The sequence below is a fragment of the Pedobacter sp. UYEF25 genome (genome assembly GCF_054061655.1).
This window is the reverse complement of record NZ_JBSSEL010000019.1, coordinates 25,782-39,744: the sequence shown is the minus strand read 5'-3', so window position 1 is coordinate 39,744 and position 13,963 is coordinate 25,782. Positions and strand designations below refer to the sequence as shown.

The 13,963-nt window shown below is 38.7% G+C and carries 12 protein-coding genes; 10 read left to right on the top strand and 2 right to left on the bottom strand.

Annotated elements, in window-relative coordinates; all coding sequences use genetic code 11:
• Window positions 1-2 precede the first annotated feature (2 nt).
• From ACVWYG_RS15750 to ACVWYG_RS15735, 4 genes are all read left to right on the top strand, one after another.
• The gene (locus tag ACVWYG_RS15750) at window positions 3-437 is read left to right on the top strand and encodes a low molecular weight protein-tyrosine-phosphatase (RefSeq protein WP_457271400.1); all 435 of its coding nucleotides are present in this window, start codon (window positions 3-5) and stop codon (window positions 435-437) included.
• A gap of 23 nt (window positions 438-460) precedes the next feature.
• Entirely contained in the window at window positions 461-1,219 is a 759-nt protein-coding gene (locus ACVWYG_RS15745) for a ThuA domain-containing protein (protein ID WP_457271398.1), read from the top strand.
• 204 nt (window positions 1,220-1,423) lie between these two features.
• The gene (locus ACVWYG_RS15740; RefSeq protein ID WP_457271396.1) at window positions 1,424-1,999 is read left to right on the top strand and encodes a DUF1543 domain-containing protein; all 576 of its coding nucleotides are present in this window, start codon (window positions 1,424-1,426) and stop codon (window positions 1,997-1,999) included.
• Window positions 2,000-2,077: 78 nt separating this feature from the next.
• The gene (locus ACVWYG_RS15735) at window positions 2,078-2,518 is read left to right on the top strand and encodes a PA2169 family four-helix-bundle protein (protein WP_457271394.1); all 441 of its coding nucleotides are present in this window, start codon (window positions 2,078-2,080) and stop codon (window positions 2,516-2,518) included.
• A 65-nt stretch (window positions 2,519-2,583) separates the two neighbouring features.
• On the opposite strand, the gene cphA is transcribed toward ACVWYG_RS15735, so the two are convergent.
• Entirely contained in the window at window positions 2,584-5,199 is a 2,616-nt protein-coding gene (cphA, locus tag ACVWYG_RS15730) for a cyanophycin synthetase (protein WP_457271392.1), read from the bottom strand.
• 295 nt (window positions 5,200-5,494) lie between these two features.
• Between cphA and ACVWYG_RS15725 the strand changes: the two genes are divergently transcribed.
• The 4 genes from ACVWYG_RS15725 (at window position 5,495) to ACVWYG_RS15710 (ending at window position 10,304) form a co-directional block, all read left to right on the top strand.
• Window positions 5,495-6,370 (top strand): cyanophycinase, encoded by an 876-nt coding sequence (locus tag ACVWYG_RS15725; protein ID WP_457271390.1) that lies wholly within the window; start codon window positions 5,495-5,497, stop codon window positions 6,368-6,370.
• Between the two features lie 20 nt (window positions 6,371-6,390).
• The gene (locus ACVWYG_RS15720) at window positions 6,391-7,233 is read left to right on the top strand and encodes an isoaspartyl peptidase/L-asparaginase (RefSeq protein ID WP_457271388.1); all 843 of its coding nucleotides are present in this window, start codon (window positions 6,391-6,393) and stop codon (window positions 7,231-7,233) included.
• 31 nt (window positions 7,234-7,264) lie between these two features.
• The gene (locus ACVWYG_RS15715) at window positions 7,265-7,948 is read left to right on the top strand and encodes a hypothetical protein (RefSeq protein ID WP_457271386.1); all 684 of its coding nucleotides are present in this window, start codon (window positions 7,265-7,267) and stop codon (window positions 7,946-7,948) included.
• Window positions 7,949-8,150: 202 nt separating this feature from the next.
• Window positions 8,151-10,304: a carboxy terminal-processing peptidase gene (locus ACVWYG_RS15710; protein ID WP_457271384.1), complete on the top strand. Its 2,154-nt coding sequence runs from the start codon at window positions 8,151-8,153 to the stop codon at window positions 10,302-10,304.
• Between the two features lie 99 nt (window positions 10,305-10,403).
• Here the strand turns inward: ACVWYG_RS15710 and ACVWYG_RS15705 are convergent, their stop codons facing one another.
• Window positions 10,404-11,336: an SPFH domain-containing protein gene (locus ACVWYG_RS15705; RefSeq protein WP_457271382.1), complete on the bottom strand. Its 933-nt coding sequence runs from the start codon at window positions 11,334-11,336 to the stop codon at window positions 10,404-10,406.
• 82 nt (window positions 11,337-11,418) lie between these two features.
• On the opposite strand from ACVWYG_RS15705, the gene ACVWYG_RS15700 reads away from it, so the two are divergent.
• Both ACVWYG_RS15700 and ACVWYG_RS15695 read left to right on the top strand, forming a co-directional pair.
• Complete coding sequence (locus tag ACVWYG_RS15700; protein WP_457271380.1) at window positions 11,419-13,467, top strand: M13 family metallopeptidase; 2,049 nt, start codon at window positions 11,419-11,421, stop codon at window positions 13,465-13,467.
• Window positions 13,468-13,764: 297 nt separating this feature from the next.
• A complete protein-coding gene (locus tag ACVWYG_RS15695; protein ID WP_457271378.1) occupies window positions 13,765-13,950 on the top strand; it encodes a hypothetical protein in 186 nt (61 codons plus the stop codon).
• Window positions 13,951-13,963: the final 13 nt, after the last annotated feature.

Sequence of the window (13,963 nt, the reverse complement as noted above, 5' to 3'; positions counted from 1 at the left end):
AAATGAAAATCCTAATGGTCTGTCTCGGCAACATCTGCCGCTCACCTTTGGCAGAAGGTATTTTAAAACAACTTGCTGTTGATAAAAAATTAAATTGGCAGATTTCTTCTGCTGGCACGGGCGACTGGCATTTGGGGCAAGCGCCTGATCATAGAAGTATTGCGGCAGCTAAAAAAAAGGGGTATGACATCAGCCAACAGCGCGCGCAGCACTTTAACTCCAGCATGTTCGCAGCGTTCGATCTGATTTTTGCAATGGATAAAAATAACTTCAAAGATCTTTTACGCTTAGCCACGTCTAAAAATGAAACTGAAAAAATAAAACTGTTTCTGAACACAGGCGATGTAACCGACCCTTACTTTGATGATAAATTATTCGCACCCGTTACAGAACAAATTGAAATTAGATGTGCGGAAATAATTAAAGAGTTTTCGTAGATTGGTCAGAAAAAACCATTGACATGTCTCTAACCTTAAATTATGCCGCAAAAGTATTATGCTTGGTTGCACTTACTTTTCTGTTCCAAAGCTGTAGCACAACAAGAACTAACACACAGAAAAACGTCCGTGTACTTGTGTTTTCTAAAACAACTGCATTTCGCCACGCATCTATTCCCAAAGGAAAGTTAGCCTTGATGAAATTGGGTACTGAAAACAATTTTGCTGTCGATACCACAGAAAACGCCGATGTATTTACCGCCGAAAACTTAAAAAAATATGCTGCAGTTATTTTCTTGAGCACCACGGGTGATGTTTTGAACGACGCACAACAAAAAGCTTTTGAAGATTACTTTAAAAACGGACACGGGTTTGTAGGCATACATGCTGCTACCGATACCGAATATGGCTGGCCTTGGTATGGCGAAATGATTGGTGCGCGTTTTTTAAGTCATCCACAAATCCAAGAAGCTAGGTTTGTTATTAAAGATAAAAACCATCCCTCTACAAAATTTTTTACCGATTCTGTTTGGATGCATAAAGATGAACTCTATAATTTTAAGGAGATAAAACCAGGAATTCACGTGCTGATTACCATTGATGAAAAAAGTTACGAAGGAGGAAAAAATGGTGCTATTCACCCTTTCAGCTGGTATCAAAATTTTGAGGGAGGAAGAATGTTTTACACTGCAATGGGCCATACCGATGAAACTTACAGCGACCCAGTTTTTTTAAAAAACCTGTTAGGTGGAATAGATTATGCACTTGGCAAGCGAAAATAACAGTTCTGGTTGGAGGTGAAATCCGCCAAATAAGTTTTAATATTAGCGTCAATACCATCTCTTAAGCTTTTTCTGTCCGACAACTACAGATTTGACTATATTTAATTTCAAAGCACCAATTATTCGAGAACTTGATCCGATCACCTATAAATAAATTTCCATTTTTTATTTAATCGATTAGACGGCATAAACAACTAAGAATGTATGAATGAACCGAAATTGTATATGATGATGCTGGGCTGTACACCAAAAGGTAGGCTTACTGAGCAGCACGACGTTTTTTTCGGTATCGCAGAAAGCTTAATTCAATTGGTGTCCTCTATGCACGCTTTTTGGCCAGAAGCAAACGGAAAAATCCACATAGATGCTTGGCAACAAGTAACAACGGTTGACGGTTATGATGTAAAAGTAGTTGCCGCTACTGAAGAAGTTATAAACGAAACGCAGCTTTTTTTTATCAATCTTGGCGGCTACATAAAAAACGTTTTCGATGAGGCGCACTTTAAAATGTTATTGGCAGCACCGACAAAAGCAGACGCCATTAAACAGGCGAAAGAAACAAATTTTTATAAAAATGTGGGTTTCAGCGGAGCCGTATCTCACATAGATGACAAACACGGTGTGGACATAGACGATATCTTTGAAATAAATGATGTCCTTTCGAAAGAGATAAAGTCGAAATTTAAACTTAAGATAACCGCTAATAACGGCGCTGCAAGAGATCAAATGCATTTAGGTTATCTTCCACTAAAGAACCTAACTAATATTTCTGTAAAGTAAGCGCATATTTATTCACTCCGATACAAATAGCAAAACAAACCTTTTAATAAACGCGGTGTTGTAGGAGAAAATTAAAAGATGAAAACAGCTGAAGTTTTAAATGATTTGGTAAAAATCAATAATGATAGAATTAAGGGTTACGAAACTGGCCGACAAGAACTAAAAGAGGGTGATGAAGACTTGAAATCGCTTTTTTTAACAATGATTTCTGAATCTCAGAAATATAAGATGGCTTTAGCTACGGAAGTTGCCGCATTGGGCGTAGACATTGAAACTGGTACTACTGCTTCTGGTAAAATTTATAGAGGTTGGATGGATGTAAAAGCCATGTTTACCGGACATGATCGCCAGTCTGTTTTGAACAATTGCGAAACAGGAGAAGACGCTGCGCAACATGCTTATAAGATGGCTTTAGAAGAAGAAATTCCTGCGAATATTAGAGACCTCATTTTCGAGCAGAAAACCGGATTAGACAGCTCTCACAATAAAATAAAAGCGCTCAGAGACGCTGAGAAATAAAGTAATTTATAAATAAAAAGCCCCGTTTGGATAAGCTAAACGGGGCTTTTTGGTGAAATAACTTTTTAACTTTCTAACTCTACATCTAAATATTCTGTCACTTTTTGAATGACATTATCTATTGTATTACTCAAAATTGTAATGTAAGCGCCCTTTTCAGCGTGGTCTGTAGCCTGTTCTAAACACTGTTTGCTATTATTAATAATGATGATTTCTTTGTCAGGATTTACTTCCTTTATACCCTCCGTTAATAAATCAATCAGTTCTTGTTGCTCCCTGCCACGCATATATTTTTCCTGACAGATGTAAATCCTATCGAACATTTGTGCAGAGATTCTTGCTGTTTCCCTAATGTCTTCATCGCGTCTATCGCCGGTACCAGAAATAATGCCAATGTGTTTTGTCGCTTCTACGCTTTGCAAATATGATTTGACACCCAAAAAGCCATCAGGGTTGTGGGCAAAATCGACTAAGATGTTAAAATCCTTAAACCTAAAAACATTCATCCTACCGGGAGTATGTGCGGCAGAAGGAATAAAGGTTTCCAAAGCTAGTTTGATATCTTCGGGCTTATAACCCCACAAATAGGCAGATAAAGTTGCGGCCAATACATTTTGTATCATAAAATTAACAGCTCCACCAAAGGTCAAAGGAACGTGTGTAGCGCGGTCTACCCTAAGTTTCCAATCTCCGGTTTTAACGGTTATAAATCCGTTTTCATAGATAGCGGCTACACCGCCTTTTTTACAATGTTCCTTTATAATTGGATTATTTTCATCCATACTAAAGTAAGCGACATTACACCTCGCTTCGCGACCTATTTTTACGCAATAGCCGTTATCAGCATTTAAAACCGCCCAACCTTTCCTTCTCACGGCACCAATGACTACTTCCTTCACCCTTTTTAGGTCGTCTAAAGTATGGATGTCAGATATTCCTAAATGATCTTCCTGAATATTTGTCACCACGCCTATGTCGCAGCTATCAAAACCTAAGCCCGAGCGCAATATACCACCTCGGGCAGTTTCCAATACTGCAAATTCTACCGTTGGGTCTTTAAGAATGAAGGAAGCGCTCACCGGACCAGTGGTATCTCCCTGCATTAACATGGTATTGTGCACATAAATCCCATCGCTAGTCGTATAACCTACACGCTTGCCGTTGCTTCGCACAATGTGGGCGATTAACCTGGTTGTGGTGGTTTTTCCATTTGTACCTGTTACCGCAATAATTGGAATTTTAACCAGTTTGCCTGGAGGATACAACATGTCTATCACCTTTGCGGCAACATTTCTTGGCAAGCCCTCACTCGGGGCAAGGTGCATTCTAAAACCTGGAGCAGCATTTACCTCTAAAACAACACCTCCATTTTCTTTTAGAGGCTGTGTAAGGTTCTGCGCCATGATGTCTATCCCGCAAATATCTAAGCCGATAACTCTGGAAATACGCTCACAAATAAAGACATTTTGCGGATGTACAGAATCTGTTACATCTATGGAAGTGCCTCCCGTACTTAAATTTGCGGTAGATTTTAAATAGATGATCTCGCCCTTCTCGGGCACAGTTTCTAGTGTATAGTTTTTCTTTGCCAGTAGATCTAATGTATCTCTGTCTACAGAAATTTCTGTAAGTACATTTTCATGGCCATAACCCCTTCTTGGGTCTTCATTTTCTGTATCGATAAGTTGTTGGATGGTATGGATGCCGTTGCCGTTTACGTGCGCAGGATCTCTTTGTGCTGCTGCAACCATTTTGTTATCGATCACTAACACTCTAAAATCAAATCCGGCTATAAACTTCTCTATAATTACGCGACGGGAATATGTTTTGGCATACTCAAAAGCTGCAAAAGCACCTTCCATTGTTTTAACATTAATGGTAGCTCCCTTACCATGATTTCCATCCAAAGGCTTAAACACCAGCGGAAAACCGAGTTTTTGAACCGCATTTTCTAACTCCTCAGAATTAGATAATGTTACGCCATCAGCCACTGGAATGGCAGATTCAGTTAGCAGTCGCTTTGTTTCATCTTTATCGCCAGCTAGATCGACGGCAATGCTACTCGTTTTTTCGGTCATGGTGGCACGGAATCTAACTTGATTCTTTCCGTATCCAAGTTGCACGAGAGAGTTTTTATTTAACCTTATCCAAGGAATATTTCTCCTTACCGCTTCTTCTACGATAGATCCCGTACTTGGCCCAAGACGCTCAGCTTCGCGCAACTCTTTCATTCGCTGTATGTCGTAAGCCAAATCATAGTCGATACTGTCTATAAGCGCCTCCGCAATTTTTACAGCAGCTTCTGCAGCATAAGCACCCGCTTTCTCTTCTACATAACTAAATACGACATTATAAATACCTGGCGTTTTTGTTTCTCGAGTTCTTCCAAATCCTGTCTCCATTCCTGCCAAGGTCTGTATTTCTAAAGCAATGTGCTCTATCACATGGCCCATCCACGTCCCTTCTTTAACCCTAGCAAAAAACCCACCTTCTACTCCCTTAGAGCACCGGTGTGTAAACATACTTGGGATCAGCTTCTCTAAACGCTCGCCAAAACCATCAATTAAATTGGTGGGCCGTTGCTCTAGCTCTTCTAAATCCAAACGCATTTGGATTAAATTTTTTCTATTAACTGACCATATATTAGGACCTCTTAGTACCTGTATTTTAGATATTTTCATACGTTTTTATTTATCCCATTTCTCAAAGCTTCTGCATAAAATTTACGAGGAAAAAAAACTCGCTTCTCTCCATAAATTTCGACTGTAAATTATACAATATTTATCAAATAGCGCATCTATCTAAAAAAATTGGATAAAAACTAAAAACGAATGCTTCGCAACCACAATTTCCGTATAAACACACGTTATTTCTCCATTGTTTTGAAGCAATCTAAAGTTTTGGCTAAAAAACTTGTGCTTTTTTGATATAACCTTATATATTTGAGCTTTTTGATAAAAACACAATACTCAAAACATGAATATAAAGGGCAAACTCATCATTATTGGAGGGGCAATTAATACAGGAAGTTTTGCCGAAACACAGTTTGGTTTGCCTGAAAACATGAATTTTTTTGAGCGGGGTATCTTGAAACGAATTGCGACCGAATCCATTAAAGACACGGATTCTCGTTTTGAAATAATTACTACTGCTTCACTAATGCCCGAAAAAGTGGGTGAAGAATACATAAAAGCTTTTGCGCAACTCGACGTACATAATCTTGGTGTACTAAACATTGCCAGCAGAGAGGAAGCCAATAGCGAGGAAAATGCCAGCCGTATTGAAGCTGCCGAAGTGATTATTTTTACCGGCGGAGATCAACTGCGCCTTTCCTCTATTTTTGGGGGAACGAAAATACATCAAATATTGCTCGATAAGTATAGAACTGAACCTGTTGTCATCGCAGGGACTTCTGCCGGTGCTGCGGCAAGCTCTAAAAACATGATTTATCAGGGCAGCAGCAAAGAAGCCCTGCTAAAAGGAGAAGTGAAAATAACCGGTGGCTTAGGTTTTATAGATGATGTTATTGTAGATACCCACTTTGTGCAGCGTGGAAGAATTGGAAGATTATTGTATGCGGTAGCGAGCAACCCAGGTAATTTAGGCATCGGACTCGGCGAAGACACCGGATTATGCATTATAGAAGGACATAGAATGGAAGCGATTGGTTCTGGGATGGTAATACTAGTTGATGGCCACCAAATGACCGATACAAATTTGACCGATGTAGAAATGGGTCAACCGGTTTCGATTAAAAACATGGTTGTTCATGTAATGGGCGAAGGAGATTTTTACGACCTTTCGGATCATAGTTTAGTTATCCATCATCCGAAAGTTATTCATGTAGATTAGGCATTTAGTTATTTTAAAAAATGAAACTTATTATTCATGGAGGGTTTTTTAGCGAATCTTCCACCAATCAATCCACCAAAAAAGCCAAACAAGATGCTTTGGCAGAAATTGTTACCTCGGGCCATCAGTTCCTAAAAACCCATTCTGCAATAGAAACAGTTGTTTATACGGTTTCTTTATTAGAAGACAATGAATTGTTTAATGCAGGCATAGGTTCCCAAATTCAGAGCGATGGCAAAGTTCGCTTAAGCGCTTCACTAATGGATGGCAAAACTGAAAAGTTTAGCGGTGTAATAAATGTAGAAGACATAAAAAATCCTGTACAAGTTGCCAAGCTGTTGTTGGAGGAAGAAGATAAGGTTTTGAGTGGACAAGGTGCACAAAATTACGCCCGTGAGAACGGACATTCTTATTTTAATCCAATCACCCCGATACGCCAAGCTGAATACCAAGAAAAGTCGAATCAATTTGAGCGAAAGGGTACAGTCGGTTGCGTTGCACTCGATGTTGACGGAAATTTGGCAGCAGGAACCTCTACGGGAGGAAAAGGTTTCGAAATTCCTTGCCGAGTGAGCGATTCTGCAACGGTAGCAGGTAATTACGCAAACCAATATGCGGGTATCTCTTGCACCGGTGTTGGAGAAGATATTGTTAGCGCTGCATTAGCGGCAAAAATTGTAATTAGAGTTACTGATGGTGCAACTTTAGAAGAAGCTTGCGGAAAATCTTTTGCAGAATTAAAGTCATTGGAAGGTTTCGCAGGCGTTATTGGCATTTCGGCAAATGGCGATGTCTTTCATTACGATTCTCACCCCTATATGGTGTGGGCTTCTTTTGATAGAAGTTTACAAGTATTTAACTAAAAAAGCTCGCCAAAAGTATTATTTTTGTTGCATGATGAAAATTGCCGCTGCTTTTATTGCGATGTTGATTTCCTTTTCTGCAGTTGCCCAAAGTATCGAAAAGCTTGATTCTCAGGATCAGAATATCGGTGGCACTGCCATAAACATCGCCATTTCCAAATATGATCTGTCGGATGGCAATACACTCTACGATGAAGCAACAGGTTTCGAACAGAAAGGCGACTTTAATCATGCTTTACCCCTTTTTGGCAAAGCTGCCTTTGAATATAGCGTAGTTAAAAACTACAATAAGTATGGCCAAGCAGTCATTAAGATGAGTGACATGCACTTTAAGCTCGGGAATTTTAAAGAAGCGGAAGACATTCTACTTAATGTAGCCGTTAAAAATTATTCTAAGTTGCACAGTACCCCTGGTTTAATGAACACCTATAACCTCCTCGGCAATACATTACTGGCACAAAATAAATACACGCAATCTATGTGGTTTTACACACAACAAGGCATTTTGGCAAAACAACTCGGCAATCAAAACTCATTTATAGTGTCCCTGTTGGGTGTTGTACAGGTTAAAATCAAGAAGAAGGATTTCTCCCTTGCACTGCGTGATCTAAAATCTGCCGAGTCATTGGCAAAAGCAAAAAACGCTCGTCAATTTGGCGATGAAATTAGTGCTGCAAGGAGAACAATTGCAGGAAAACTTGCACTGAAAGACTAAGTTTGCTAAATTATTTTATGCCACTATTCAAACATATTTTCCCTTATAATGTTCAATGCGATACGGATAACCACTAAAATCTTTAGTTAGAGGACGTTCACCACAGCGATGGTAATATTGCTGTCTCTTTTTTGGTTTTTCAATAAAATGGTATCATATTGGCTATTCAAATTAAACAATGGATTTTAAATCATTTAAACAAATGTTAAAGAAAATATTCTTCGTATTGTTTACCGCTGCAGTTTTTGCATGTAATGCCGCTCCAAAGCCACAAACTATGGTAGATGGCGTAAAAAACATAATGCCAGATGAGCAGCAGGCGCTTGTAATGAAAGAGGTTGTTGGTTTGATAGAGAATTACAACTATAAAAAAATTCAAATCAACGATTCTATATCGTCCATCATTTTGGATAGGTACATCAAATCCCTAGATCAAGGGAGAAATTATTTTTTAGCGTCTGATATCAAGGGCTTTGAGAAGTACAGATATACATTAGACGATGATTTTAAAAACGGAGATTTGAGTGCGCCATTTTATATTTTTAACGTGTATTTAAAGCGTTTAAATGAGTATTTTAATTATTCAACTGCTCAAATTAAGGATAAATATAATTTTAACGAAGACGACAGGTTTATTTACGACAGAGAAAAAATGCCATGGGCAGTTTCTTCGCAAGCACTAGATGATGTATGGAAGAAACGGGTTAAGTATGAACTGATCAATCTAAATTTAGCAGGAACTGCCGAAACAAAAAATGTAGAAACCCTGACAAAAAAATATGAGAACTTAAAATCGCAAGCATTAAAAACAAACAATCAAGATGTTTTCCAAATTTTAATGGACGCCCTTACGGAAGCCATCGATCCACACACCAATTATTTTAACCCATCTAATACGGTTGCGTTTAATGAAGAAATGTCTAGATCTTTTGAGGGAATCGGTGCAAGGTTACAATTAGAGAATGAAGTTGTTAAAATTTCTGATGTTATCCCGGGAGGACCGGCATTTAAAAGCAAACAATTAAGTGCAGGGGATAGAATTATTGCAGTAGCACAAGGAAACGGCGAGTTTGTAGACATTGTTGGGTGGAGATTGGACAATACAGTAACCAAAATAAAAGGTCCAAAAGGAACCAAAGTGCGTTTAAAGGTTATTCCTGTCGGCAAAGAAATGTCTTCTAAACCTACCATTGTAGAGCTTACAAGAGATAAAATTATATTAGAAGATCAGTCTGCTAAAAAAACGGTGAAAACAGTTACCACCGATGGAAAACAATATAAAATTGGAGTGATTTCTTTGCCAGCTTTTTATGCAGATTTCAAGGCATTAAATGCCGGTGATAAGAATTACAAAAGTACCACAAGAGATGTTAAATTGTTAATTGATACCCTTAAAAATCAGGATAAGGTAGATGCCATTGTAATGGATTTACGTGGAAATGGCGGAGGTTCTTTGGTAGAAGCAATTTCTCTAACTGGTTTATTCATAGATCAAGGTCCGGTGGTACAGGTAAAAGATGCGAGAGGGAAAATCGAAGTCGATTCTGACGATACTCCAGGTGTATCTTGGAGCGGGCCCTTTGGCGTTATTGTGGATAGATTGAGCGCGTCCGCTTCTGAAATTTTTGCTGGCGCCATTCAAGATTATGGTAGAGGCGTTATTATGGGTTCACAAACTTACGGCAAGGGAACGGTTCAGTCTTCAATAGATTTAAATAAATTGGTTAATCCGAGCATCCTTCAAAAACTTGCTTCATTAATTAATAAAGATAAAACCATTGGCACTTCGCCAGCCGGCGTAGCATCTAAAGATGTGCAACTGGGTCAAATTAATTTAACACTAGCCAAATTTTATAGAGTTGCCGGGAGCAGTACGCAACATAAAGGCGTTACGCCAGATGTGATTCTCCCTTCCGTTTATCCTATGGATAAAATTGGGGAGGATACAGAACCATCTGCACTGCCATGGGACACTATCCCTAGCTCTAACTTTAAGCCCGTAGCCAATTTAGCTATGATAAAACCGAATTTGGTGAAAAATAGCGAACAAAGGATCGAAAATTCTTTAAGTTTCAAATACTTGAAGGAGGATATGGTAGAATTGAAAAAAAGGGAAAATGAAACCTCTGTCACTCTTAACGAACAAAAGCTTAAGGGCGAGCGAGATGCGCAAGAGGTAAAGTCTTTTGAGCGGGCAAATGATTTACGTGCCGCAAGAGGTTTGCCTAAGCTTAACAAAGATACAAAGCCGGGAAAAGCCGATAGCTTTGATTTTATAGAGGATGAAAGTTTGCATGTTATGGGAGATTTGATGCAACAATCTGGTAACTATGTATTAAACCTTGGCCAGAAGTAAAACGCTCTATTTCGTCTCGACAATAAAAAACGCCATGGTAAATGCCATGGCGTTTTTTAATTTTTATGCGCTATAAAAAAATTCTTAGCATCGCACAGGTTATTTTTCTGCCATTTGTCCTTGGGTAAGTTGCATGGCCATTAATTCTTTTATAGTTTTATTCATTCCGTCAGTGCTGCCATCAAGAAAAATAACATTTCCCTCCCCGTATTCTGCAAATTGCTTGATTGCTTCCGTCCACATGGTAAAAAGAATTACAGAAGTATCAAGATTAGCTTGTTGCATTTCGTGCGCAGCGCTGCTCATACCTCTAGCAACTTCTTGTCTAAACAAAGCGATTCCTTGCCCGCGTAGCTGTGCAGCTTCTCGTTCTGCAGTCGCAGCAATTTTTATTGCATTTCCGTCAGCCTCCGCACCCTTAGTTTTCGTAATCAATAACGCCTGACCTTCGTTTTCTGCAGCCGCCTTTAAATTGTTAGAAGCCACTACACGACTCATCGAACGCATAATCTCTTCGTCAAAGGTGATGTCGTTAAGTTGCAAATCCTGTAAATGATATCCCCATCCATCTAACACTTGATCTATCTGTTCCTTAACATGCAATACAATTTCATTTCGTTGCGCCAAAACATTCGCTTGTTTTTGAGTGGCCACATAGGCCCTGATAGATCCTTCAATTGTTCTAATTAAAGCTTGCATCAAATTGCTTGCATCCACAAATTTAAACGCTACATTTTTTATTGTTTCTTCCTCTTGGTTAATCACAGAATACAACAACATCGCCTTAAAATATACATTTGCTTGATCTTGAGTAACCGCTTGAAAGGAAAGTTCTACAGATCTGTTCTGTATCGAAATTCGAGAGTAAATCTGCTCGATAAGTGGGATTTTAAAGCTTAAACCAGGCTTCAGCATCCGCCGGTATTTTCCAAAAACGGTTACAACAGCTATTGTTCCTTGCTTAACCGTTACAAAAGAACTCAATAAAATGATGAGCACCATTACTAAAACTACGTAACCAATATATTCCATGTCTATTTTTTTTGTTGAAGGTATAAAAAAACCCACAAATTTATCTCACCTTTTGTAACTTAGCTTTTGATTAAAACATACCATGAAAATTATTCAGAACATTCTACTTGCATCGACGATACTGATCGTTTCCTGTCATAATAAAAAGACCGACGAGCCTCAGGCTAGCAATGTGACCTTACGAACGGTATTTTTCGATAAAACTGGGATGGACACCACTGTAGCTCCCGGCGATAATTTTTTCCTGTATGCAAATGGTAGTTGGCTAAAAAATACTGAAATACCTAGCACGCAAACTGGCTGGGGCTCGTTCTATATTTTACAGGAAGATAATTTCAAAAACCTAAATAAAATTTTGATAACCGCCTATGGCAGCCGTTCTCCAGAAGGCAGCATCGAACAAAAAGTAGGCGATTTTTACCATAGTGGTATTGATACAGTGAACATTGAGCAACTGGGTATTTCACCAGTCACTCCATTTTTGAACAAAATAGATTCTGTAAGCGATGTTACCCAACTGCTGAGTCTGATTGCAAATTGTAGCAGCAGAAGATCTGGGGATTTACTCGGCTTTTCGGTAGATCCTGATGATAAAATGAGTACACAAAGTATTGCCACTTTCTCACAGGGTGGACTGACCTTGCCAGACAGAAGCTATTATTTGGATCAGGATCAGAAGGCAAAGACAATTCGAGCGGCTTATGTTGCGTATGTGCAGAAAATTTTTGCCCTTTCAGGAGATTCTATTGCTGCAAAGACTGATGCAGCTAAAATTTTAGCGCTAGAAACAAAGATCGCCAAATCTCACTCCACACCGGTAGAACTTAGAGATCCAGAAAAAAATTACCATAAGTTCTTGGTGGCTGATTTTCAAAAACAAACGCCGAACATCAATTGGGTTTCTCTTTTTACTCAGCTGGGCATAAAAGCCGATAGTATTCTAGTGAGACAACCAAATTATTACAAAACATTAAGCGCGCTTATCAAAACAGAACCAATTGCAAACTGGAAGCTTAAACTAAAGTTCGATGCGCTAAATGATGCAGCATCTGCGCTCCCAAAAGCATTTAGAGATGCACGTTTTGAGTTTTTCGGCAAAACATTAAACGGTCAAAAAGAACCAACTGAGCGATGGAAAGCTATTGTTAGCAGTACCGATGCAAATTTAGGAGATCTGTTAGGTCAATTATATACCGAACAATATTTTAAACCAGAGGCCAAGAAAAGAATGATTGCTCTGGTTGATAATTTGCAGCAGGTTTACGAAGACAGAATTAGAAAGTTAGATTGGATGACTCCTGAAACCAAAGATAAAGCCATTGAAAAATTGAATGCATTTATTAAGAAAATTGGCTTCCCAAATAAGTGGAAGAATTTTGATGATGTCTCGACTTCTCCAAATCGGTACTATAAAAACATTCAGGCGGCTAAAAGACATGCATTCAATGAAATGATACAGAAGTTAGGAAAACCAGTAGATAAGACACAGTGGGAAATGACGCCGCCAACTGTAAACGCTTACTACAATCCTTCTTTTAACGAAATTGTATTTCCTGCAGGAATTTTACAATTCCCATTTTTCGACTTCAATGCAGACGATGCGATAAACTATGGCGCCATCGGGATGGTAATCGGTCATGAAATGACGCACGGTTTCGATGACCAAGGCAGGCAATATGACTTATCTGGAAATCTTAAAGATTGGTGGACCAAAGCCGACGCAGATAAGTTTAATATTAAAGCAAATAAGGTTGCTACCTTCTACAGTAAGTTTTCTATGCTAGACAATCAACATGTAAACGGAAAACTTACGTTAGGTGAAAATCTTGCAGATATTGGTGGGCTGCAAATTGCTTATGATGCATTTAAGCTAACGGATGAAGGGAAAGGCGATGACAAGATTAATGGCTTGAGCCCCGATCAGCGTTTCTTCTTAAGTTTTGCCCAAGTTTGGAGAGTAAAAACTAGAGATGAAGCACAGCGTGTACGATTAAAAACAGATCCACATAGCCCATCAATGTTTAGGGTTAATGGCCCTGTTTATAACATGGATGCCTTTTATCAAGCATTTAACATCCCTAGTACTGCTAAAATGTACATTGCATCCAAAGATAGACTCGGAGTTTGGTAAAAATAAGTTAGAATAGCGCGTTGGAAAAGGGAGCACAGATAAAAGACTTTTTGCAACCAACAGGGTTTTGGATGGCTGCCCAACTAAAAAAAAAATAGATGGCAAAACTCAGACGGTTTAAGCTTCGAAAAATGAAAATGTAATTTATCTAAACTTGCCTTCCAAAAATCTTAAACATCATCTTTAACTTCTACAAAACCCAACGAACCTCGATATAAATCATTATTAATTTAAAATTCACTGTTCAAAAAACAAAAACGGCATTAATATTGCCAGTGCATTTAATTAAAATAAATTATGAACGTAAAAAGAATTTTCGGCACGGTGTTAACTATACTTGGAATTGCAGGTTTAATCTATGCCGGCTATGGCTTTATGCAGCATAGCAACGATAGTCGCGGTTTAATAGTTGCAGGAATAATAGGTTTAATATTTTTCGTTTCGGGCATCGGATTGGTAAAAAACACCAAAGACGAATCATAAACGAAGCATCAAT